The sequence below is a fragment of the Kocuria sp. UCD-OTCP genome (genome assembly GCF_000349605.1).
GTDB classification, from domain to species: Bacteria; Actinomycetota; Actinomycetes; order Actinomycetales; family Micrococcaceae; genus Kocuria; species Kocuria rosea.
Genome location: NZ_AOSQ01000038.1, coordinates 17,240 through 41,308, shown reverse-complemented (window position 1 = coordinate 41,308; position 24,069 = coordinate 17,240). Strand labels below are relative to the sequence as shown.

The 24,069-nt window shown below is 74.0% G+C and carries 13 protein-coding genes and 2 pseudogenes; 3 read left to right on the top strand and 12 right to left on the bottom strand.

What is annotated here, in order from left to right:
* Positions 1-12: 12 nt before the first annotated feature.
* The 3 genes from H488_RS31595 to nirD form a co-directional block, all read right to left on the bottom strand.
* Entirely contained in the window at positions 13-1,278 is a 1,266-nt protein-coding gene (locus H488_RS31595) for a heparan-alpha-glucosaminide N-acetyltransferase domain-containing protein (RefSeq protein ID WP_017834220.1), read from the bottom strand.
* A gap of 203 nt (positions 1,279-1,481) precedes the next feature.
* Positions 1,482-2,519, bottom strand: coding sequence for a hypothetical protein (locus H488_RS0118735; RefSeq protein WP_017834219.1), 1,038 nt, complete (start codon positions 2,517-2,519; stop codon positions 1,482-1,484).
* A 48-nt stretch (positions 2,520-2,567) separates the two neighbouring features.
* The gene (gene nirD, locus H488_RS31590) at positions 2,568-2,975 is read right to left on the bottom strand and encodes a nitrite reductase small subunit NirD (RefSeq protein ID WP_017834218.1); all 408 of its coding nucleotides are present in this window, start codon (positions 2,973-2,975) and stop codon (positions 2,568-2,570) included.
* Between the two features lie 227 nt (positions 2,976-3,202).
* Here nirD and nirB point away from each other — a divergent pair, with 227 nt between their 5' ends.
* Entirely contained in the window at positions 3,203-5,821 is a 2,619-nt protein-coding gene (nirB, locus tag H488_RS31585; protein ID WP_017834217.1) for a nitrite reductase large subunit NirB, read from the top strand.
* A gap of 88 nt (positions 5,822-5,909) precedes the next feature.
* Here nirB and H488_RS31580 read toward each other — a convergent pair whose 3' ends face one another.
* Positions 5,910-7,100, bottom strand: coding sequence for a heparan-alpha-glucosaminide N-acetyltransferase domain-containing protein (locus H488_RS31580; RefSeq protein ID WP_017834216.1), 1,191 nt, complete (start codon positions 7,098-7,100; stop codon positions 5,910-5,912).
* 279 nt (positions 7,101-7,379) lie between these two features.
* On the opposite strand from H488_RS31580, the gene H488_RS31575 reads away from it, so the two are divergent.
* Positions 7,380-8,522, top strand: a complete 1,143-nt coding sequence (locus H488_RS31575) for a uroporphyrinogen-III synthase (RefSeq protein WP_017834215.1) — start codon at positions 7,380-7,382, stop codon at positions 8,520-8,522.
* Here the strand turns inward: H488_RS31575 and H488_RS31570 are convergent.
* From H488_RS31570 to H488_RS36180, 8 genes and pseudogenes are all read right to left on the bottom strand, one after another.
* Positions 8,504-9,727 (bottom strand): heparan-alpha-glucosaminide N-acetyltransferase domain-containing protein, encoded by a 1,224-nt coding sequence (locus tag H488_RS31570; RefSeq protein ID WP_017834214.1) that lies wholly within the window; start codon positions 9,725-9,727, stop codon positions 8,504-8,506. The two genes, H488_RS31575 and H488_RS31570, sit on opposite strands and share 19 nt — an antisense overlap.
* 164 nt (positions 9,728-9,891) lie before the next feature.
* Positions 9,892-11,307: an FAD-dependent oxidoreductase gene (locus tag H488_RS0118730; RefSeq protein ID WP_150110373.1), complete on the bottom strand. Its 1,416-nt coding sequence runs from the start codon at positions 11,305-11,307 to the stop codon at positions 9,892-9,894.
* Positions 11,308-11,350: 43 nt separating this feature from the next.
* Positions 11,351-11,482: pseudogene (locus H488_RS38360) on the bottom strand (hypothetical protein); the annotation flags it as partial.
* Positions 11,483-11,686: 204 nt separating this feature from the next.
* Positions 11,687-13,840 carry a molybdopterin oxidoreductase family protein gene (locus H488_RS31565; protein ID WP_017834212.1) on the bottom strand — a complete coding sequence of 718 codons (2,154 nt, stop codon included), beginning with the start codon at positions 13,838-13,840 and terminating at the stop codon, positions 11,687-11,689.
* A 47-nt stretch (positions 13,841-13,887) separates the two neighbouring features.
* Positions 13,888-15,297, bottom strand: a complete 1,410-nt coding sequence (locus H488_RS31560; RefSeq protein WP_017834211.1) for an MFS transporter — start codon at positions 15,295-15,297, stop codon at positions 13,888-13,890.
* Between the two features lie 318 nt (positions 15,298-15,615).
* Complete coding sequence (locus tag H488_RS31555) at positions 15,616-16,836, bottom strand: heparan-alpha-glucosaminide N-acetyltransferase domain-containing protein (protein ID WP_017834210.1); 1,221 nt, start codon at positions 16,834-16,836, stop codon at positions 15,616-15,618.
* Positions 16,826-20,800, bottom strand: coding sequence for a Pls/PosA family non-ribosomal peptide synthetase (locus tag H488_RS31550; RefSeq protein WP_017834209.1), 3,975 nt, complete (start codon positions 20,798-20,800; stop codon positions 16,826-16,828). The genes H488_RS31555 and H488_RS31550 overlap by 11 nt, the downstream gene beginning before the upstream one ends.
* Before the next feature lie 432 nt (positions 20,801-21,232).
* Positions 21,233-22,261 carry a hypothetical protein gene (locus H488_RS36180; RefSeq protein WP_150110372.1) on the bottom strand — a complete coding sequence of 343 codons (1,029 nt, stop codon included), beginning with the start codon at positions 22,259-22,261 and terminating at the stop codon, positions 21,233-21,235.
* Between the two features lie 161 nt (positions 22,262-22,422).
* On the opposite strand from H488_RS36180, the pseudogene H488_RS31540 reads away from it, so the two are divergent.
* Positions 22,423-23,999 (top strand): annotated as a pseudogene (locus H488_RS31540) (amino acid permease).
* Positions 24,000-24,069 lie beyond the last annotated feature (70 nt).

Here is a 24,069-nt window from a genome sequence, read left to right as displayed (position 1 = left end):
CGGCGCACGGGCTCAGGCGGCCGGCGGCCGCGCCCGGTCTTCGCCCCGGGCCAGTACCCGGCGCGAGACGGCCTTGGTCGACCGGGTGACCATTTTCTCCAGCGGGCCCTGGCCCAGGGCCCGCCGCCACAGCAGGGCGAACACGGTGAACGCCACGATCTGGCCCGCGGTCCACGCGGCGGGCGCGAGGTCGTAGTACTCGGGCCAGAGGATGAGCAGGTGGGCCGTGTAGAGCGTGAACGTCATCGCGCCCGCCGCGGCGAGCGGCGCGAGGACCCTGCCGGCCACACGCTCCAGGAGCAGGCAGATGCCGAGGACGGACAGTGCCAGGCCCACGTTGAGCGCCAGGAAGAACGGCGTGTTCGTGTGCGGGGTCGAGATCAGCAGCCACCACAGGGTGTCGGTGGGCAGCGTGGGGTCCCCGCCGAAGACGAGCACCTCGTCGATCTCCGACTCGTCCATCCAGGGCGTGCCCTCGGCGATGGCCTCGTAGCCGCCGAGCACCCGCAGCGCGAGGGCGGAGGACGACCACACGAGCAGCGCGACCGCCGCCCCGACCGTCGCGAGCAGGGTCTGCACCTTCCGGCTGGTGAGGTCCGTGCGTCCCACGGCGAGTCCGGCCAGCAGGAACGCCATCCAGGGCAGGGCGGGGTAGACGCCCGTCAGGAGCAGCTGGGAGAGCACGGTGCCCGGGTCGACGACCAGGTCCACGAGGCTCGGGTTCTCGTACTCGAGGCCGGGCAGCACGTCGACGGACCACTGCATGAGGAAGGGCGCGACGAGCGCGAAGAGCGCGGCGCACACCAGGAGGGACCGGGTCCGCAGGCGCAGGAAGGGCACAGCGAGCAGGAAGAGCATCCCGTAGTAGATGAGGATGTTGCTCACCGGCAGCTCGAGGAAGCCGAGGAGGAAGCCGACCAGGGCGATCACCCCCGCCCGTGCGGCCAGGGCCCACCGGGAGGCCGTCATCCGCAGCCCCGTGCGAGGGGTGCGCCCACCGGAGGCGAAGGCCAGGCTCACCCCCGCCAGGGTGGCGAAGAGCGCGGCCGAGTGGCCGGCGAACAGGGTCCAGGACAGGTTCGCCTCGCCCGTCTGCTCGTCCCACGAGGGCAGCGTGTGCACGGCGACCATGCCGAACAGGGCCAAGCCGCGGGCGGCGTCGACGCCGGTGAGCCGGCGGGTCGTCCGGGGGCCCCCGGCAGCGTCGCGCCCGGGTCCTCCCGTCGGGACACCGGTGGCGGTGGCCGTCCCGGCCGGCGGCGTGCGTTCTGCGGACATGCGGTTCCCCCACGGATCGATCGGTTCGGGCACCCGTGCCGGTCCCGGCCCCGTCCGCGCCCCCCGGCACGGCGCCCGGCGCCCGCCCGCCCGTCGTGGACGACGGGCTCGCGGCGCACTGGTGCACGCCTGAGCTTACTAGAGCAAACGCGGAGCGGATCCCCGGCCGGGGAAAAACCCAGGACCCCCCGGCGAGGGGCACGTCAGGACTGCTCCTGGGAGCCCTCCTCGGCGGCGTTCAGCGCACGCTGGAGGATACGGGCGTACGGCAGCCCGAAGTGGTCCACGCCGTCCCGGTACCGGATGCGGGCGCGCTCGAAGCCCTGCTCCTCGTACCAGTGGTGCCCGTCCCACGCCGCGGACACGGCGTCGAACTCTGCCTGCGGGTCGGTCCCGTCGTCCTCCGTGCCCACGTCCCAGCGCAGGCGCAGCTCCTGCAGCTGCTCGGAGGTGGGCTCCGCGGAGGGCCGGTCCGGGGCCTGTCCGCCGCCCATCATGATCGCGCCGCCGCCCGGGACGAGGTCCACGTGGTCCGCCAGCAGCTCCTGGCTGATGAACTGGGCCCCGCCGGAGTACCCGGTCAGCCAGGTGCGGGAGCGGTCGATGTCGTACTCGGGCTCGAGCCGCTCCTCGACGAGCGAGAGGAACCACTGCGCGTTGAGGTCCCGCTCCTCCCACCAGGTGATCTCCCCCGCACGATCGGGAGTCCGCGGAACCACCAGCAGCATGTTGTGCTCCCGCGCGACCTCCGCCAGGCAGGAAGCGGTGTACTGGGGGCTCTCGTACTCGAAGGCGCCGTCCCCGTGGAAGTGGTACACGACGCCCACCGGCCGGTCCCAGTCCAGGTCCTCGGCGAAGACGTGGTAGGAGCTGGTGATCCCGTCGTGCTCGTGCTCGAGCTGGAAGCGGTCCTCCCGCTCCTCCCCCGGGCCGAACACGCGCGCGTCCAGCACGGCCCCGTCCGTGGGCCCGCCGGGGCCGCGGGCCGTGACCCGGACGCCGTCGAGTCCGTAGCGGGCGCACGAGACCGTCTCGGGGGCCTCGGCCTCCGGGGTCTCCTCGTCCCGGCCGACCAGGAGCGCCACGGTCGTGACGAGCAGGAGCACCAGCGCCAGGGCGCCGGCCCCGAGCAGGCGCAGCCGCCGCCGGGCACCCCGGGACGTCGCACCGCGGTGGCGGTGCCGGTGCGGCAGCCAGGACCAGGGCCACCGGGGACCGCTCCGAGGGTGTTGTCGTGTCACCCGGTCATCTTACGAAGGAGTACCTGGGAGAACCCCGACGACGTGCCGTCAGCGGGGCAGCCCGACGAGCACCCGCCCGTCGCGCACCTCGGCCGGGTGCACCGGCAGGGCGGGCCCGTCCCCGCTGAGGCACAGCCCGGTCGCGAGGTCGTAGACCTCCTTGTGCAGCGGCGAGGCGACCGTGACGGCCGAGCCGCGGGAGCCGAGGATGCCGCGGGCCATGACGCAGGCCCCGGTGCGGGGATCGCGGTGGTCGGCCGCGAGCACCGTGGTGGCGTCCACCCGGTACAGCGCCACCTGGCGGCCCGCCACCCGGGCGGCCTCGCCCCACAGGGGCTCGAGGTCCGTCAGGGCGCACACGTCGTGCCACTCGGTGCCGGCAGCACGGCTCGCCGCGTCCACCGCGGTCGCGGTCGTGATCGCTGTCGGGGTCGGGGTCGGGGTGAGGGTCGTCATGTGGGGCCTCCTGCGGCTCGGCGGAACGTCGTGCTCGACGTTAGGCGGGGCGGATGACGGGCGCGCTCCGGAGCCGTTTCGCCCCGGTCAAAGCCCGCTCACACGGAGCCGGGGCCCCGGTGAGGGAAGCGAAAAGCGACCGGAACGGCGGGGCAACGGCGGGGCAATCCCGTCTCCCTAGAGTCGGGGGCAACGCCCCAGCCGCCCGCCAGCTCCCGGAGGTCCCCGTGCCGCGCTCCCCCTTCTCCCCGCAGTCCCCCCAGCACGTCGTCGTGGTCGGCGGCGGCCCCGCCGCCCACCGCTTCGCGGAGGCGGTGCTGTCCGCGGAGGACCACCACGTGCGCCTCACCGTGTTCGCCGACGAGCCGTGGGTCCCCTACGACCGCGTCCAGCTGTCCAAGGCGCTGACGGGCCCCGCGGGCGCCGTCGACCTCACGCTGGGCGGGGGCACGGTGTGGCAGGACCCGCGGGTGGACCTGCGCCAGGGCGTGAAGGCCCGGGAGATCGACCCCGCGGCCCGCACGGTCGCCGCGGCGGACGGGACCGTGACCGGCTACGACGAGCTCGTCCTGGCCACCGGCTCCGACGCCGCGCGCCTGGACGTCCCCGGCGCCCACCACGCCTTCGTCTACCGCACCCTCGACGACGTCGCGGCCATCCGCGCCGAGGTCGAGCGGCTGCGCGCCCGCTACGGGCGCACCCCGCGCGGCGTGGTCATCGGCGGCGGTCTGCTGGGCCTCGAGGCCGCGGGCGGGCTCCAGGAGCTCGGCGCGGAGGCCACGGTGGTGCACTCCCGCAAGTGGCTGATGAACGCGCAGCTCGACGAGGGCGCCGGCCGCTCCCTCAACGCCCTCATCACCGCGCGCGGCGTGCGCCTGCACCTGGGCGAGCGCCCCTCCGGCGTGGGGCTGCGCAAGTCCGACGGCGAGGTGTGCGCCGTCGAGTTCCGGGACTCCGCCGACCTCGAGGCGGACCTGGTCATCGTGGCCACCGGCATCCGGGCCCGGGACCGGCTGGCCTTCAACGCGGGCGTCGCGACGGCCCCGCGCGGCGGCGTGGTCATCGACGAGGCCTGCCGCACCTCCGCGGAGCACGTGTGGGCGATCGGCGAGGTCGCCTCCTGGAACGGGGAGTGCCTCGGTCTCGTGGCCCCGGCGAACACCATGGCGGAGATCGTCGCCGACCGGCTGGCCGGCGGGCGCTCCACCTTCGACGGCTTCGACACCGCGACCAAGCTCAAGCTCTCCGGCGTGGACGTGGCGTCCTTCGGCGACGCCTACGGCGAGACCGAGGACTGCCTCGAGGTCGTCTACGCGGACCCCGCCCGCGGGATGTACCAGAAGGTCGTGGTCACCCAGGACGCGCGGACCCTGCTGGGCGGGGTGTTCGTGGGGGACGCCGAGCCGTACAACGCCCTGCGCCCGCTGCTGGGCCGGGAGCTGCCCGGTGAGCCCGGCGCGTACCTCTCCGCCTCCGGCGTGGACGCCCCGGCCGGGGACCTGCCCGACGACGCCGTGATCTGCTCCTGCAACAACGTCACCACCGGGGCCGTGCGGGAGCAGATCTCCTGCGGCGTGCACGAGATCGGCGAGCTCAAGAAGTGCTCCCGGGCCGGCACGCAGTGCGGGTCCTGCGTCCCGATGCTCAAGAAGACCCTGGACCTGGAACTGGCGAAGGCCGGCGTGGAGGTCTCCAGGGCGCTGTGCGAGCACTTCGAGCTCTCCCGCGCCGAGCTCTTCGAGGCCGTGCGCGCCCTGGACCTGTCCTCCTGGGACGAGGTCGTGGCCCGCTTCGGCACCGGACTGGGCTGCGACATCTGCAAGCCCGTGGTCGCCTCCGTGCTCGCCTCCCAGCGGGACGAGTACGTGCTCGACTCCGGCCGGGGCGCCCTCCAGGACACCAACGACCGTGCCCTGGCCAACATGCAGAAGGACGGCACGTACTCCGTGGTCCCGCGCGTGCCGGCCGGGGAGATCACCCCGGAGAAGCTCATCGTGCTCGGCGAGGTGGCCCGGAGGTACGGGCTCTACACCAAGATCACCGGGGCCCTGCGCGTGGACATGTTCGGGGCCCGGCTCGAGCAGCTGCCGGAGATCTGGCGGGAGCTCGTGGACGCCGGCTTCGAGTCCGGGCAGGCCTACGGCAAGGCGCTGCGCAACGTGAAGTCCTGCGTGGGCTCCACATGGTGCCGCTACGGGGTGCAGGACTCCGTGGGCATGGCCGTGCGGCTGGAGCTGCGCTACCGGGGGCTGCGCTCGCCCCACAAGTTCAAGATGGGCGTCTCGGGCTGCGCCCGCGAGTGCGCCGAGGCCCGCGGCAAGGACGTGGGCATCATCTCCACGACCGACGGCTGGAACCTCTACACCGGCGGCAACGGCGGCGCGAACCCCGCCCACGCCCAGCTGCTGGCCCAGGGTCTGGACGACGAGACCCTGGTCCGATACATCGACCGGTACCTCATGTACTACATCCGCACCGCGGACCGGATGCAGCGCACGGCCCGGTGGCAGGAGGAGCTCGAGGGCGGGATCGACCACGCGCGCGCCGTCGTCGTCGAGGACTCCCTGGGCATCGGCGAGGAGCTCGAGGCCGCGATGGCCCGGCACGTGGACCGCTACGAGGACGAGTGGGCCGCGACGCTGAAGGACCCCGAGCGGCTGCGCCGCTTCCGCTCCTTCGTCAACGACGCCGCCCCGGACGACTCCCAGGACTACGTGCTCGAGCGCGGTCAGCGCCGCCCCGCGACCGACGCCGAGCGCGCCGCCGCCGAGGCCGGCGAGGGCCCCGTGCTGCTGACCGGTCCGCGGATCCCGGTGCGCGAGGGCGCCGCGACCCCCGGAATCTGACGCGGCCCGGGGCCGCCGGTGGGGTGCGTCCGGGTCCGGATCGGGCTCCCGGCCGGGACCGGACCGGAGGGGCCCGCGGCGCCTGAGGTCACGTCAGGTGGAGCCGGCGGTGCCGGTCGAGCACGGTACGGCGGCCGGCGTCCCCGACGGCGTCGAGGACCCGCTCCAACGGCCCCCGGCCCAGCGCCCGGCGCCAGCCGACGGCCAGCAGGACCGCCGCCCCCAGGTGGGCGACGGACCAGAGGACGGGGAGGTCGTACCGGATCTCCACGGACAGCGCCACCAGGTGGGCGGTGTACACGCTCAGGGCCGTCGCGCCCACGGCCGACAGCCGCAGCAGCCACGCCCCGGACCTGCGGGAGACCAGCAGGCAACCCGCCAGCACCAGCAGTGCCACGCCCAGGCCGGCGGCGATCGCCCACACCCCGTCGACGGGCCACGGATCCGGGCCCCGCACCAGCACCTCCGCCAGCTCGTCCGCGCCCGTCCCGCCGGTCGCCGGAACCCGGTCGTGACCGCCGACGACGTACGGTCCGAAGGGGTCGGCGGTCCGGGCGAGGACGACCAGGCCCGCCCCCGCCGCCAGCAGACGGACCTGGATCCCCGTGTCGCGCAGGTTCATCCGCCCCACCCCCAGCCCGGCCAGCAGACAGCTCAGGTACGGCAGGGCCGGGTAGGTTCCGGTCACCAGCAGCCGGGAGACCGTCCCGCCCGGCTCCGCCGGCACGTCGGCGAACGCGGGGTGGGCGGAGGCGAGGGCCGGCAGGACGTCCGTCACGCCCTGCACCAGCAGCGGGCCCACCATCCAGAGGACCGCCGCGCAGACGAACAGGGCCGTCGCGGACAGGCGCAGGAACGGGATGGCCAGCACGAAGAGCACCCCGCAGCAGACCAGGAGGTCGTCCGCCGGGGCGTCCTCGGGCATCAGCGCCCCGATTCCCAGTCCCACCACGGCGAGCAGCACCGCCCGCACGGCCAGCCCCACCCGATCGGCGGCCAGCCATCTGCCCCGGTGCGGGAACCGTCCCCCGGACCCGAGCGCCAGTCCCACCCCGGCCAGCAGGATGAACAGTGCCGCCGAGCTCTGCGAGAGGAGGGTGTGCGGCCAGGCCGGCGCCTGGGTCGGGGCGTGGTGGCCGGGCAGGATCTGCACCGCCATCAGCCCGATCAGCGCCAGCCCGCGGGCCGCGTCGAGGCCCGTCCACCACGCCGGGGACCTGCGGGCCCCGCCCGTGGCCGCGGCCGGGGCGAAACGCTCCGTTCCGGACGTCCACCTCATGACTCCCCCGTCCTCGCGGGCCCGCCCCGGCACTGCCAGGGCTCGGGCCGCATCCGAGGTCCCAGTGCTCCGGGACCTTTCCGGACCCAGGATCTCTGCCGCACGTGGCGCTCCCGTTGCGCACACCTCACGATTCCGTGAAGTCCGCGGGCCCCGCCGTGCACGCCAGCGGGACCTCCGGCACTCCGCGGTTCCCCGCACCGCGTCCGCGGGGCAGGCGGTGCGGAATCGGAAACCTGGGGTAACACCGTGGTCACAGGACCGACCTACGCTCGGGGCATGACCGCCGCACCCCCCTCCCCCGCACCCGGTGACTCCGGCGCGCCCGGCGCGCTCGGGGAACTGACCGGGTTCCGCGTCGGCGTGACGGCCCACCGCCGCGCCACGGACTTCATCGCCGCCCTGGAGCGCCGCGGCGCGCAGGTGGTGCACGCGCCCGCCCTGATGATCTCCCCCGTGGCCGAGGACACCCGGGTGGTCGAGGACACGCGCACGCTGCTCGCCCACCGGCCCGCGATCATCGTGGTGACCACCGCCTACGGGCTGCGCCGGTGGTTCGAGGCCGCCGACGCCGCGGGTCTCGGGGAGGACCTGCGGGACGCCTTCCGGGCCGCCCGGGTGCTCACCCGCGGGGCGAAGGCCCGGGGCCAGGTGCTCTCCCTGGAGCTCGAGGACGCGGAGGTCTCCGAGGACGAGCGGACCTCGTCGGTGGTCGACCGGCTCCTGGCCGACGGTGTGGCCGGCGCCCGCGTGGCCGTCCAGCTGCACGGGCTGACGGACCAGGTCCAGCTGGAGCGGCTCGTGGCCGCCGGGGCGCAGGTGGACACGGTCTCCCCCTACCGGTGGCTCTCCGCCGACGACGGCGAGCGCCTGCCCGGCCTGATCCGCGACGTGTGCGAGCGCCGCCTGGACGTGCTGACCTTCACCGCTGCCCCGGCCGTGGACTCCCTGTTCAGCACCGCCCAGGAGATGGGCCGCTGTGAGGACCTCGTGGACGCCCTGCGCACGGACGTCACGGCCGCCGCGGTGGGACCCGTGTGCGCCGGGCCCCTGCTGGAGGTCGGGGTGGAGCCGCTCGTGCCGGAGCGCTACCGGCTGGGGGCCCTGGTCCGGGCGGTGTGCACCCACGCGGTCGAGGAGCGCACCCTGGTGGTGCCCACCCGGCACGGGACGCTGCGGCTGATGAGCACCGGCGCCGCCCTGGAGAACGTGTTCGTCCCGCTCTCCGACGCCCAGGTCGCGGTGCTGCGGGCGCTCGCGGCGCACCCCGGGGCGGTGGTCTCCCGGGGGCAGCTGCTGTCCGCGGTGCCGGGCCTGGAGACCGAGCACGCCCTGGAGATGGTGATCTCCCGGCTGCGCCGGATCCTGCCCGCTCCCCTGGTCGCCACCGTGATCAAGCGCGGCTACCGGCTGGACCCCTGAGCCACGGCCCGGCGGACCGGCCGGACCACCGCGTTCATCGCCCGCTCCAGCGGGCCCCGCCCGAAGGCCCGCTGCCAGGCGAGGGCGAACAGCACGGAGAGCACCAGGCTCGCGACCAGCCAGAGCAGGGGCGCGGTGTGGAAGAGCTCGAAGGACAGGAACACGAGGTGCGCCGTGTACAGGGTGAGACTCATCGCGCCCACGGCCGTCACGGGCAGCAGCCAGGCGCTGTGCCGGCGGGCCAGGAGCAGGCAGGTCCCGACGACGGCCAGGCTCACCCCGAGGCTCCACGCCACGGAGAACGGGGTGTTGACGTCCGGGGTGGTGAGCACGAGCCACCACGGCGAGGTCGTCGGCAGCGTGTCCTCGGGGCCGTAGGTCAGCAGGCTCTCGAGCTGCGCCACGGTGAGGTCCGGGTCGCTGAACAGCAGCCTGGTGTAGACGTCCCCGGCGTAGAGCAGCTGCCGCGAGACCAGCTTCGCGGTCACCGCGAGGACCGTGCCCACCACGACCAGCCGGACCTGGACGTCCCGGCGGCGCAGGTTGAGCCGGCCGATGGCCAGGCCTGCCAGCAGGTAGGCCAGGTACGGCAGGGAGGGATAGGTCCCCGTCAGGAGCAGCTGGCCGAGCACCGCGAGCGGTTCGGTGACCAGGGTGACGAAGGTCGGGTTGTAGGAGGAGAAGCCCGGCAGCGCGTCCCCGGCGAGGTGGAGCAGCAGCGGGCCGGCCACCAGGGCGACGCCCGCGCCGAGGAACAGAGCCCGCGGCCCGAGCCCCAGGAAGGGCAGGGCGAGCAGGAAGTACGCGGCGAAGTAGATCAGGATGTTGTAGGCCGGGGGCTCCGGCGGCATGAGGTGGCCGATGACCAGCCCCAGGATCAGCAGCAGCAGCGCGCGCACCGCGATACCGGCCCGGGCGGCCGTCATCTCGCGGCCGCGGAGCGGGCGGCGCCCGCCGGAGGTGAGCGCCAGCCCCGTGCCGGCCAGCAGGGCGAACAGGGCCGGGGAGTCGCCGGGGAACAGGATCCACGTCACCGTGGGCCGGCCCGTGGCGGCGTAGGACACAGGCAGGATGTGCACGCACATGATGGCCACGAGCGCCAGCCCGCGGGCGGCGTCGAGGCCCACGAGACGCCTCGAGGACCGCAGCGCGGCACCGCGGGACGCAGCCGCCGCGGGCCGGTGCTCGGTGGGGCGCTCCCTCATGGATGGTCGTCCTGTTCGTCGGTGCAGGCCCGCGCGGGCGGGCGGCGGGCGCGACCATCTTCGCACCCCGGGGCACCCCGGCCAATCGTGACGGGCCGGTGACGCTGTCCACCCTTGTGCGAGAGCACACGCCGGTGCGTGGCCCTCCGGCGGCACGGGACCCCTCACGCCGCGGCGGCGTGCTCCTCGACGAGCCGGCGCACCGTGTCCGTGCAGCCCCCGCAGCCTGTCGAGGCGCGGGTGGCGCAGCTGACCTCCTCGAGGGTGGCGGCGCCCTGCCCCACTGCGTCGGTGATCCGGCCCATCGTGACGCCGGCGCAGTGGCAGACCGTGGACTCGGGCGTCAGCCGGGTCTCCTGCTGCGTCCCGGCGTCCGGGCCGTCGAGGCGCAGCAGGACGCCGGGGTCCTCGGGCACGGGCTCGCCGCGGTCGTGGAGGAGCCCGATCTCGGCGGCGGCGCGGGGCAGGCCGAGCACGATGTAGCCCTCGAGCGTGCGGTCGGGGCGCAGCACGAGCTGGGCGTAGCTGCCGGCCGAGCCGTCCGCCCAGTGCACCACGGTCCCGCCGTCCGGGCGGGGCTCCCAGGGCAGGCCCCCGACCGTCCCGGCGCAGGCGAGCTCCACCTGGTGGGCCTTGAGCCGCACCGCGCCGGCGGGACCGGTGGTGAGGGGGGCGAGCACGGCCGTCCCGCCCTCGGCCACGGCGTCCAGCTCGGCGCGGATCCGGGCGGCCAGCCACTCGGCCTGCCGCCAGCCGGGACCGATCAGACCGGACGGGCCCATGCCGTCCCGGCCGGGGCAGACCCGGCAGGACGGGTCCTTGCACAGCACCTCGGCGCAGTCCCCCACCGCGAAGACCCGCTGCTCCACGTCGGCCTCGAGCTCGTGGTTGACCACGATCCCGCGGGCAGTGCGCAGCCCGGCGCCCTCGGCGAGCTCCGTGCGCGCCGTGACGCCGATCGACAGCAGCAGCAGGTCACCCGGCAGGGTCCGGCCGTCCTCGAGCACGAGCCCGCGGAAGGAGCGGTCCTCGTCGAGGGAGACCTCGCGCGCCTGGGCGCCGGAGACCACCTCCACGCCGGCCTCGGCGAGCGCGCGGCCCAGCAGCGCGCCGCCGGGGGCGTCGAGGGAGCGGGTCAGGACCCACGCCGCGTGGTGGACCACGGTGACCGGGCAGCCGGCCTCGCTCGCCGCGAGCGCGGCCTCGAGCCCGAGCACGCCGCCGCCCAGGACCACCACGCGGCCCCGCCGTTCGACGACGGCGCGCACGGCCCGGGCGTCGCGCAGGTCGCGCAGCGCCGTGACCCCGGCGGGCAGGTGCTCGTAGGCGCCGGGGTCCGGGTTGATCCCGCGCAGCACGGGGAGGTTCGGGCGGGCCCCGGTGGCCAGGACCAGGCGGTCGTAGCCGAGCTCCCGGGTCTCCCCCGTCGGCCCGTCGGTGAGCCGCAGGACCCGGCGGGAGCGGTCGATCCGGGTGACCTGCGTGCCGAGCAGCACGTCGATCCCGGAGCGGGCCAGGAGCTCGGGGTCGGCCAGGGCCATCGTGGCGCGCTCGGTGCGGCCCATGGCGTGCTCGCCCACGAGCACCCGGTTGTAGGCGGGGTTTTCGAACCACTTTTCCGGCGGCGATGTAGCCGGCGGTGCCGAAGTGCCCGATGGCGACGCTGTCGTCGCCGGTGATCCTGCGGGTCCACGGGTGGGCGAGCGCNCCAGAATCGACAAATACCACCTGAACCGGTGCCCACACGATAGTCACGAGCCAGCCGTAGAGGGTGGTGCACGAGCAGGGGCCACCCAAAAATGTCTTCGAAAACGATCACGGTGAGGCGGATCGTGCCCGCGGCGGCGAGGTCGGCGACGTCGTCGACGAAGCGGGCGGCCACGGGGCCGAAGCCGATGACGACGACGTGCTCGCCGGGCCGCATCGGGGTGCCGTGGGCACGGGTGGGGCGGTGCACGGTCATCGGGTCGTCTCCTCGGCGTCGATCGCCCGGACGGTCACGGAGCCGGCCTTGAACTCGGGCATGGCCGAGACCGGGTCCACGGCCGTCGAGGAGACGAGCCGGTTGGCGGTCTGGGTCCCGGCGTAGTGGAAGGGCAGGAACACCGTGTCCGGGCGGATGTCGGTGCTCAGCTCGGCGCGGGCCACGGCCCGGCCGCGGGCGCTGGTCAGCTCCACCGCGGCGCCGTCGCGGATCCCGTGGGCGGCGGCGGTCGCGGGGTGGATCTGCAGCCGCGCCCCGGGGCGGGCCGCGTGCAGCGAGGGCACGCGGCGGGTCTGGTTGCCGGACTGGTAGTGCTCCAGCCAGCGGCCGGTGGTCAGGGTGAGGGTCCCCGCGGTGTGCAGGGGCTCCCGCCGGTGCCCGGGCGGGCTCGGGTCCACGGCCCGGCCGGCGGCGCGCGGGCGGACCGGGACGAGCACGGCCCGTCCGTCCGGGTGGCCGAAGCGGTCGAGGAAGACCCGCGGCGTGCCCGCGGACGCCCCGGCGGGGTGCGGCCACCAGCAGGCCTCGCCCGCGTCCAGGGCGGCCCAGCCGATCCCCGAGTAGTCGGCCTTCCCGCCCGCCGAGGCCCGGCGCAGCTCCTCGAACACCTCCTCCGGGTCGGGGCTGAACGTGCCCGGGGCCTCGAGCCGGCGGGCGAGCTCGGCCATGATCCACAGCTCGTCCCTCGCCCCGGGCGGCGGGTCGAGCGCGCGGCGGCGGCGCAGCACCCGGCCCTCGAGGTTCGTCATGGTGCCCTCCTCCTCGGCCCACTGCAGCACGGGCAGGACGAGGTCGGCGAACTCGGCGGTCTCGGAGAAGAAGAAGTCGCAGACCACCAGGAAGTCCAGGGCCTGCAGCCCGCGGACCACGGCGTCGGTGTCCGGGGCGCCGATCACCACGTTGGAGCCGTTGACCCACAGGCAGCGGACGCCGTGGTCGGTGCCGAGGGTGGTCAGCATCTGCGCGGCCGGGATCCCGGGGCCAGGCAGCTCGGCGGGGTCCACGCCCCACACCCCGGCCACGTGCGCGCGGGCGGCGGGGTCCGTGATGCTGCGGTAGCCGGGCAGCTGGTCGGCCTTCTGGCCGTGCTCCCGGCCGCCCTGCCCGTTGCCCTGCCCGGTCAGGGTGCCCCAGCCGGAGCCCTCGCGCCCGGGCAGGCCGAGGAGCAGGGCCAGGTTGATCGCGGCGGTCGCGGTGTCGGTGCCGTCGACGTGCTGCTCCACGCCGCGCCCGGTCAGGACGTAGGTCCCCTTCCGCGCCCGGGCCAGCAGGCGGGCGGCCCGGCGGATCCGCTCCGCCGGGACGCCGGTGACCTGCTCGACCCGCTCGGGCCACCACGCGCTGACGCTCGTCGTGAAGGCCTCCGAGCCGGTGGTGCGCCGGGCGAGGTACTCCCGGTCGGCGAGGCCCTCGTGCAGGACCACGTGGGCCAGACCGAGCAGCAGCACGAGGTCGGAGCCGGGGGTGGGCTGCAGGTGCAGTCCGCCGTCGTCGTCGGTCATCCGGGCCGTGGCGGAACGGCGGGGGTCGACGACGACGAGGCCCCCGTGCTGGCGGGCGTGCTGGAGGTGCTGGACGAACGGGGGCATGGTCTCGGCGGGGTTCGTGCCCAGCAGCAGGACGGTGTGGGCGTCGTCGAGGTCGGTCACGGGGAACGGCAGGCCGCGGTCCAGGCCGAGGGAGCGGTTGGCGGCGGTCGCGGCGGAGGACATGCAGAACCGGCCGTTGTAGTCGATCCGCGAGGTCCGCAGGGCCACCCGCGCGAACTTCCCCAGCTGGTAGGCCTTCTCGTTGGTCAGCGACCCGCCGCCGAAGATCCCCACCCCGTCCGGGCCGTGGCGCTGCTGGGCGGCCCGGAACTCCGCGGCCATCCGGTCCAGGGCCGCCGCCCAGGACACCTCCTGGAAGACGCCGTCCGTCCCGCGCAGCAGCGGCGCGGTGAGCCGTGCGGGGTCGGCGAGCAGCTCCGCCGACGTCCAGCCCTTCCGGCACATCCCGCCCCGGTTGGTGGGGAACTGCCGGGCGGCGACCTCCGGGTAGCCCTGCGCCGCGGCGGCCGCCGATCCGGTGTCCAGGGTCATGGCGCACTGGAGGGCGCAGTACGGGCAGTGGGTGGCCGTGGTGCTCATGCGGGCGGTTCCTCCTGGGGTCGGCGGGACGGGGCGGGGCTGCGGGCTCAGATGTGGCTGTCGCCCATCTCCGTGCCCCGGCGGAGGTAGCAGCACCAGGTGACCGCGAGCGCCACCACGTAGAAGGCCACGAAGCCGTAGAACGCCGCGCTGTAGGCCCCGGTGGTGCTGTTCGAGAGGTTCAGCGCCTGCGGGATCAGGAAGCCGCCGTACGCGCCGACCGCACCGATCAGCCCGAGGGCGGCCGAGGCCTTGCGCTCGGTGGAGACCGCCGCGTCCTGCTGCTGCCGCAGTCCCAGCACCCGGTAGATCGAGGGGATCATCCGGTAGGTGGAGCCGTTGCCCATGCCCGCCGCGGTGAACAGCAGCAGGAACAGGCCGAGGAACAGCCAGAAGTTGGCCAGCGGCAGGGTGAGCACCACGGCGAGCGCGAGCAGCGCCATCACGGCGAACACGGCGACCGTCATGGGGGCGCCGCCGAAGCGGTCCGCGAGCCGGCCGCCGTAGGGGCGGGAGACCGAGCCGACCAGGGGGCCGAGGAACGCCAGGGACAGCGCCGCGGCGCCCACGCCGAAGGACGAGAACTCCGGGAAGGTGTCGGCGATCAGCTTGGGGAACACGCTGGAGAAGCCGATGAAGGAGCCGAAGGTGCCCACGTAGAGGAAGGACATGATCCAGAAGTGCGGCTCCCGGACCGTGGCCAGGGACCCCGCGACGTCCCCCTTGGCGTGGGAGAGGTTGTGCATGTGCTTCCGGGCGCCCCACGCCGCGAGCAGGATGAACGGCACCCAGATCCACCCGGCCAGCGGGAGGTCCAGGGCCCCGGCCGCGAGAACGGTGACCGCGATCGGGACGAGCAGCTGGGCCACGGCCGTGCCGAGGTTGCCGCCGGCGGCGTTGAGCCCCAGCGCCCACCCCTTCTCCCGCACCGGGTAGAAGAAGGTGATGTTGGCCATCGAGGAGGCGAAGTTGCCGCCGCCGAAGCCGGCCGTGGCCGCCAGGAGCAGCATGACCGCGAACGGCGTCTCCGGGTTGCCGACCGCCAGGGCCAGGCCCACCGTGGGGACCAGCAGCAGCAGGGCCGAGACGATGGTCCAGTTCCGGCCGCCGAACCGGCCCACCATGAACGTGTAGGGGATGCGCAGCGTGGCGCCCACCAGGGACGGGATGGAGATCAGCCAGAAGATCTGGGAGTCGCTGAAGGCGAAGCCCGCCGCCGGCAGGTAGATCACCGTGATGGCCCACAGCTGCCAGACGGCGAAGCCGAGGAACTCCGCGAAGATCGACCACTTCAGGTTGGTGCGCGCGATCGGGCGGCCGGTGGACTCCCAGAAGTCGGGGTCCTCGGGGCGGTAGCCGTCCAGCCAGCGGCCGGGCCGCTCCCGCAGGGCGAGCGGCGGGGGCGCCGGGCTGCCGGTTGCCGTGGTGGCCGGGTCGGGATGCAGTTCTGAGCTCACGGGTGACCTCCTGGGCGAGCGGGGCGGAGCACGGCGACGGCGGCGTGCGGTGCTCCCACGCTACGAACCCCGTGTTTCGGTCCCCGACGGCGGGAGTAACGCCTCGATGCACTTCCACTCACAGCGCCGCAGGACCCCGTGTGAGGTCCCCGGCCCTCTGCCTCCCAGGCCGCGCCGAGTCCCCCCTCGCCGACGCCCTCATGCAGCGAGTCCCCCAGGTGCTCGCAATCCCCCCGGATCGGATGGGGGGATTTGCGAGCACCTGGGGGACTCGACGGTCACGGCCGGGGCCGCGGGGCCAGGGTCGCTGGCTGCGGGTCAGCGGGCGGCGACGCTCCCGGCGATGCGCTTCGAGGTGCGGGCCACCAGCTTCTCGAGCGGGCCCTGGCCCACGGCGCGCTGCCACGCGACGGCCAAGAGGCCGAACACGGCCACCTGCATCCAGAACCAGAACCCCGGGTGCAGCTCGTAGACCCCGGTGCCGAGGAACAGCAGGTGCAGGGTGTAGAGCGTGAACGTCATGGACCCGGCGGCCGCCAGCGGCGTGAGCGCCTTGCCGATCAGCCGGGCCAGGAGCAGGAACGCTCCGAGGGCGAACGCGGCCATGCCGAGGCTCAGGAGCAGCGCCACGGGCGTGTTGCTGTGCGGGGCCGGCACCATGAGCCACCACAGGGTGGTGGTCGGCAGGGACGGGTCCGGGCCGAAGACGAGGATCTCGTCGATCTGCTCCTCGGTCAGCCACGGGGTGGCCTCCCAGATCCGGTCGTAGACGCCGAGGGCCAGCAGCGCCCCCATGGACACCGTCCAGGAGAGCAGGGCCAGCGCCGCGCCGGCGCCCACGAGCCACAGCTGCACCCGCCGGCTCGTGAGGTTCATCCGGCCCAGGGCGATCCCCGCGCACAGGTAGGCCATGTACGGCAGCGCCGGGTAGGTGCCCGTCAGCAGCAGCTGGGAGAGCACGGTGACCGGGTCGGTGACCAGGTTCCACAGGGTGGGGTTGCCGTACACGTGCGCGGGCAGGACGTCCACGGCCCACTGCATCAGGAACGGGGCCAGCGCGGTGAACGCCGCCGCGCTGATCAGCAGGTGCCGGATGCGCAGGCCCAGGAACGGCATGGCGAGCAGGAAGAACATCCCGTAGTAGATGAGGATGTTGTCCACCGGCAGGGCCACGAAGCCCACGAGGAACCCGACGAGGGCGATCACCGCGGCGCGGCCCACCAGTCCCGCCCGGTCCCCGGCCAGCCGCCGGCCCGTGTGCGGGGTGCGGCCCCCGGAGAGGAACGCGAGGCTCACCCCGGCGAGGGTCGCGAAGAGGGCGGCCGAGTGCCCGGCGAACAGGGACCAGGCCAGGGAGGCGCGCTCGTTCTCCGCGTCCCAGAACGGCAGGGTGTGCACGGCGACCATCCCGAGCAGGGCGAAGCCCCGGGCGGCGTCCACGCCGACCAGCCGCCGCCGGGTGCGCCGCCCGGAGGCGCCGGGGACGTTGAGCACCGCGGTGCCCCCGCCGCGCGTGGCGGCCGCGTGCTCAGCGCTCACGGGTGGCACCTCCGGCGGGAAGGGCCTCGGCGTGCAGCGGGCGGATCGGGTTGCCGCCCCAGGTGCTGCCGGCGGGCACGGTCTCCTGGGCCATGACCAGGGAGCCGGGGCCCACCGTGGCGCCGGCCTCTACCGTGCTGCCGGGCAGGACGAAGCTGTTGGGCCCCAAGGTGGAGCCCGCCTCCATCGACACCGGCTGCAGCCGCATGATGCGGTCGTGGAACAGGTGGGTCTGGAGCACGGTCCCGCGGTTGACGGACACGCCGCGGCCCAGGTGCACCAGGTCGAACTCGGGCAGCCACCAGGTCTCGCACCACACGCCGCGCTCGATCTTCGCGCCCATGAGCCGGGCCCAGGCGTTGAACACCGGGGAGCCGACGGCCAGCCGGATCAGGCCGGGCACGGCCAGGGACTCCGCGAAGGTGTCGGCCAGCTCGTTGCGCCACACGAAGGAGCTGAACAGCGGGCGCTCGCCCTCGCGGAAGCGGCCCATGAGGGCCCACTTGACCAGCACGGGGATGAGGGCGGCCACCACGCCGGCGGCGAGCACCACGGGCGTGGCCCACAGCAGCGCCGAGAGGATGCCGTCGAGGCCTCCCCCGGCCCGCATGTACACGGTGGTGAGGACGAAGACGATCGCGAGGTCGATCCACGCGGTGACCATGAAGGGCACAGCGCGCAGGGACTCGACGAGCGTGCGGGCCACGACCAGGCGCCGGCGTGGCCGGTAGGTGACAGCCTCATCCGCAGTGTCGGTGACGCGGCTGATCGGCTCGGGGAGCCGGCCCAGCCAGGAGGTGCCGCGCTCGGCGTCGGCCGGGGCGGAGGAGAGCACGGCGACCAGGGAGTCGTCGGGGACGTCCCGGTCCGGGCCCACGATCGCGGAGTTGCCCACGAAGGAGCGTTCCCCCACGGTCGAGGGGCCCACGTGGATCCAGCCGAAGCCGGTCCGGGCGGAGCTGACCATCGAGTGGTCGGCCATGAAGGAGCCGGACTCGAAGGTAGTGAGGTGCGGCAGGGTCTCCACGGTGGAGATCTCCACCTGGCTGCCCACCCGGGCGCCCAGCAGCCGCAGGAAGAACGGCGTGGCGATGGAGGCGTAGATCGGGTAGGTGGAGACGAGGCTCTTCTGCAGCAGCACGCCCGTGAGCCACACGGCCCAGCCCACGGTGCCGTCGGCGGGGTGGTGGCCCGGGCGGATCAGCAGGGCGAGCGCGCGCACGACCAGCACGAGCAGGGCGAGATAGACGAGGACCGTGAGCACGGCGAAGACGGGCACCCACAGGGCCATGACGGGGAAGACCAGCTCGTAGAGCTCGAGCCCGCGCACCTGGGTGAAGACGATCAGCGCGCCCGGGACCACGGCCAGCACGGGCAGGATGCCGACCGTGCCGAGACCCAGGACGTACAGCAGCCCGGTCAGGAACCGGTTGCTGCGGCCGGGGGCCCACTCGAGCCAGGACTCCCCGGCGGGGCCGAGGTCCACGAGCGGGGAGCCGCCCTGCAGGCGGCCGGCGGGGACGGTGCCGGTGACGTGGGAGCCGGGGTCGACCTCCGCGCCGGCCTCGACCACCGCGCCCGGGCTCAGGAGCGTGCGGGTGCCGACCCGGGCGTTCTCGCCCACGGTCACGCCGCCGAGGTGGAAGACGTCGCCCTCGAGCCAGTAGCCGGAGAGGTCCACCTCGTGCTCGATGGCGGCGCCGTCGCCGATGCGGGCCATGCCGCTGACGGGGGGCATCGTGTCGAGGTGGGCGTGGCGGCCCACCCGGTTGCCGAGCAGCCGGAAGAACAGCACCATCACGGGGGCGCCCATGAGGGGCTCGAACTTGTTGAAGATCAGGACCCGCTCGGCCATCCAGACCCGCAGGTGGGTCCAGGAGCCGCGGGCGTGGGCGCCGGGGCGCAGCCGGAAGGTCAGCAGCCGGATGAACAGCGCGGTGAGCACCAGCCGGCCGGGCAGGGCGAAGAGCACGAGCCAGCCGAGGACCAGGGGCAGCAGCGGCGGGTTCGGGACCCAGCCCGCGCCGAGCACGTTGAAGAGCAGCCACACGACGATCGTGGCGCCCAGGACGTAGCGCAGCCCCGAGACGGCGTAGAGGGCCGTGAGGAAGGGAACCTGGACGAGGCCGTTCCAGCGGGGGACGTCCGCCACCCGGCGCTCGCGCGCGGCGTCCTGGGCGACGACGTCGACGGGCGCCAGCGTGGTCAGGTACTCGTGCATCCCGGCGAGCGTGGGGTGCCGGTAGATCTCGGCGATCGCGGCGTCCGGGTAGGTGCGGCGGATCTCGGAGACGAGCTTGGCCACCGCCACGGACGTGCCGCCGAGGACGAAGAAGTCGCTGTCCTCGTCGATGGGCAGGGGGCCGAGCTGGTCCGCCCACAGGGCGGCGAGCCACTCGAGCTCGGCGTCGATCTGCGAGGCCTCCGCGGCGGCGCCGGCGGAGGGCAGCGGCCAGGGCAGGGCCTTGCGGTCCACCTTGCCGGAGGTCTTCAGGGGCAGCTCGTCCATGAGGGTCAGCGCGGGCACCATCTGGCCCGGCAGCCGGTCGGCGAGCAGGCGGCGGGCGTCGGCGAGGTCCACCGAGCCGGGGGCCTCGGCCACGAGGTAGCCCACGAGGACCTGGTTGCCGGCCGGGGTGGTGTGCACGGCGGCGGCGCCGGCCTGCACGCCGGGCAGCCGCGACATCTGCTCGTCGATCTCGCCCATCTCCACGCGCCGGCCGGAGATCTTGACCTGGTCGTCGGCGCGGCCCACGAAGACGATGCCCTCGGGATCGGCGCGCACGAGGTCCCCGGAGCGGTAGGCCCGCTCCCAGCCCAGGGTGTCCATGGGCGCGAACTTCTCGGCGTCCTTGGCGGGGTCCAGGTAGCGGCCCAGGCCCACGCCGCCGATGATCAGCTCGCCCTCCTCGCCCCAGCGCACGGGGTTGCCGGAGGTGTCGACGATCGCCAGCTCCCACCCGGGCAGCGGCAGGCCGATGCGCACCGGCGGCTCGCCGGTGAGCACGGCGCCGGTCGCGATGACCGTGGCCTCGGTGGGGCCGTAGGTGTTCCAGACCTCGCGGCCGGGGTGCACCAGGCGGGCGGCGAGCTCGTTGGGGCACGCCTCCCCGCCGAAGATGAGCAGGCGGATGCGGCTCAGCGCCTCGGCCGGCCACATCGACGCGAGCGTCGGCACGGTGGAGACGGCGGTGATGTCCCGCTCGACGAGCCACGGGCCGAGGTCGGTGCCCGAGCGCACCACGGCGCGGGGGGCGGGGACCAGGGCGGCGCCGGAGCGCCAGGCCAGCCACATCTCCTCGCACGAGGCGTCGAAGGCCACGGAGAGCCCCGCCATCACGCGGTCGCCGGGGCCCAGGGGGCGCCGGGGCAGGTAGAGCTCGGCCTCGGCGTCCACGAGGGCGGCGGCCGAGAGGTGGCTGATCGCCACGCCCTTGGGCTTGCCGGTGGAGCCGGAGGTGAAGATGATCCAGGCGTCGTCGCCCGTGCCGGGCTGCTGGCAGTCCGCTCCCGCGCGGACGCCGGTGCGGGGCCGGAGGGACAGGTCCGCGCCGTAGACGGCGCACACCGAGGCCTCCTCCCAGACCGTGTTCGCCCGCTCGTCCGGGTCGTCGAAGTCGACCGGGACGTAGGCGGCGCCGGCGAAGATCGTGCCGAGGACGGCCACGTAGAGGTCCACGGTCCCGGAGGGGACGCGGATGCCCACGCGGTCCCCGCGGCCGATGTCGAGGTCCCACAGGCGCTGGGCCTGGGCCTCGACGCGCTCGAGGAACTCGGCGTAGCTGAGCACCGTGGTCCCGTCGTCGAGGGCCACTGCGTCCGGGTGGCGCGAGACGGTGTCCATGACGATGTCCACGAGCGTGCGCGGGGCCGGCGCCGGCGAGACGGGGAAGACGGCGCGGCCCGGGACCTGCGGCATGGGCTGCGTGTGCAGGGCGCGGTCGAGGACCTCGCCGTCCTCCATCGGGTCCTGCTCCGGGTAGCGGTCCTCGAGCAGGTGCCGACCGCCTCCCTGGCGGGTCGAGCCGCTGCGCGTGGTTGGGCGCACTGTCATTGAATCCCCCATCGACTTCTCTGCCGCTGCGGATCTGCACAGCGGCCGGTGCCGACAGGAAGGACGGGCCCAGGGACCGGACGGACCGGACGGAAGGCACCCCGGGGGCACGCGCGCCGGATCAGCGCGGTGCCGAGAGTGTGTGTTCGGCCGTGATGCCCCCGCATCGGCCTTCCCCCTGAGCCGGCTCCCCTGCCAGCTTTGCTTACTGCACCGTACGGTCGGTGCTATTGCATATGCAAGCCGAGAAGGCAGTCGTGGTCCGTCCCCCGAGCGGAGCCTCCCCCCGCTGCGCCCCGCCGTTCCGCGGATCCGATCCTGACCTGCGACGACGACGAGAGATCAGTCACGTCCCCTCTTGGGGGGCTCTGTCGAGGGTTCCCCCGAGAGCTCCGCCGAGCGCTCCCCCGGGGACTCCCCGGCGGTCATTGCGGCGTCGAGCACCCGGGCCTCGGGCAGCTCGAAGTGGTCCACGCCCTCGCGGTAGCGCACGCTGGTCCGCGCCCAGCCGGCGTCCTCGTACCAGGCGTGCCCGGCGGCGGCCGCGGAGAGCGCGTCGAACGGGGCGTAGGGGTCGGTGCCGTCGTCCTCGAGACCCACGTCCCAGTGCAGGACCAGCTGCTCGAGCTGCTCCTGAGTCGGCTCCGAGGTCCCGGTGGACGGCGCCCCGCCGCCGCCGGAGAGCACCGCGCCGCCGCCCTGCAGGAAGTCCGCACGGTCGGCCAGCAGCTCGTAGCTGATGAACTCGGCGCCCCCGGAGTAGCCGTGCAGCCACGTGCGGGAGCGGTCGAGGTCGTACTCGGCGAAGATCCGCTGCTCGGCCAGGGCCAGGAACCACTCGGCGTTGCCGTCGAGGTCCTCCCACCAGGTGGGCTCGCCCTGCCGGTCCGGGGTGCGGGGGGCCACGAGCACGGCGTTGTGCGAGCGCGCCACCTCCGCGAGGCAGGACACCTTGTGCCCCGGGTGCTCGTACTCGTAGGCCCCGTCCCCGTGCAGGCGGAAGACCACGCCGACCGGTTCGCTCCAGTCGATGCCGTCGGCGAAGACGTGGTAGCTGCTGGTCGTGCCCTCGTGCTCGAAGGTCACGTCGAGCCGGTCCGAGGTCCCCTCCGCCCAGCGCAGTCCGCCGGAGAGCACCGGGCCGGTGCTGAGCGGGCGGGCTCCGCCGCGCGGGGTGGTGCTCACGTCCTCGAGGCCGTAGGGGGCGCAGGAGACCTGCTCCTCCGGCCCCGGGGCCGGCGTCCACGCCCACCGGGCGGCGAGCGTCGCGGCGACCAGGACCAGGAGGGCGCCGGTGAGAATGGCCACATCCACGACCCAGCGGGATCCGCGGCGCGGCGCGGCCTCGCCCGGATCCGCATGCGTTTTCACCCGTCCATCCTAGGCGGAAGCACGACCGGCGGCTTCCCGCCGAATTTCGGTTTCGCAATCGTTCCCCCATAATCGGCCAGGACCGTTCGGGGGGACGGCGCCCCCCACTTCCTCCTTCCGTGGTCCGTCCACCGCAGCAGAGGAGAAGATTCCGCGTGACCATCACCGCACGCTCGCAGGCCGAGCAGAGCGCTCCTGAGATCCAGGAGCAGCCGCCGGCCCAGGAGAGGCTGCGCCGCAGCCTCAAGCCCCGCCACCTGACCATGATCGCGATGGGCGGGGCCATCGGCACCGGCCTGTTCGTGGCCTCCGGCAACACCATCGCCACCGCCGGCCCGGGAGGGGCGCTCCTGGCCTACGTGGTCATCGGCTTCATGGTCTTCCTGCTGATGCAGAGCCTCGGCGAGATGGCCACCTACCTGCCGGTCTCGGGCGCCTTCGAGGAGTACTCGACCCGCTTCGTGAGCCCGTCCTTCGGCTTCGCCATCGGCTGGAACTACTGGTACAACTGGGCGATCACCGTGGCCGCCGAGCTCGTGGCCGCCGCGCTGATCATGCGNGCTTCGCCATCGGCTGGAACTACTGGTACAACTGGGCGATCACCGTGGCCGCCGAGCTCGTGGCCGCCGCGCTGATCATGCGCTACTGGTTCCCCGACTCGCCCTCCTGGATCTGGTCCGGGGCCTTCCTGGCCATCCTGTTCGCCCTCAACGCGCTCAGCGCCCGGGCCTACGGCGAGAGCGAGTTCTGGTTCTCCCTCGTCAAGGTCGTCACGATCGTGCTCTTCCTGGGGCTCGGCATCCTCATGATCGTCGGCATCCTGGGCGGCGAGTCGCCCGGCTTCGAGAACTGGACCACCGGGGAGGCGCCCTTCGTGGGCGGCGGCCTCGGCATCCTGGCGATCTTCATGGTGGCCGGCTTCTCCTTCCAGGGCACCGAGCTCGTGGGCGTGGCCGCCGGCGAGGCGGAGAACCCCGAGAAGAACGTCCCGCGCGCCATCCGCACCGTGTTCGTGCGGATCCTGCTCTTCTACGTGGGCGCGATCACCGTGATCGGCTTCCTCATCCCCTACACCAGCCCCAACCTGCTCACCAACGGCGTCGAGGACATCTCGATCTCCCCGTTCACCCTGGTCTTCCAGAACGCGGGCGTCCTGGCGGCGGCCTCGGTGATGAACGCGGTGATCCTCACCGCGATCCTCTCCGCCGGCAACTCCGGGCTCTACGCCTCCACCCGCATGCTCTGGGCGCTGGCCGACAGCGGCAAGGCTCCCAAGTTCCTCGCGAAGGTCAACCGCCGCGGCGTGCCCATGAACGCCCTGCTCGCCACGACCGGCGTGGGAGCCGCCTGCTTCCTCACCACCTTCATCGGGGACGGCGCCGCGTACGTGTGGCTGGTCAGCGCCTCGGGGCTGGCCGGGTTCATCGTGTGGATGGGCATCGCCTGGAGCCACTACCGCTTCCGCAAGGCGTACACCGTCCAGGGCCACGACCTCGCCGACCTGCCCTACCGGGCACGGTTCTTCCCGCTGGGGCCCCTGGTGGCGCTCGTGCTGTGCGCCGTGGTGATCCTCGGGCAGAACTACCAGGCCTTCATCGGCGACATGGACCTCATGGCCGCCCTGACCGCCTACATCGGCCTGCCACTGTTCCTGGCCCTGTGGTTCGGCCACAAGCTGGTCACCGGCTCGACGATGGTCCGCTACGAGGACGCCGACCTCACCCGCCCCCGCGACTGACCCCCGGCCCCATATCCGCCGAGTCCCCCATGGCGTCGCGATTCCCCCCGCTCGATCGAGGGGAACTGCG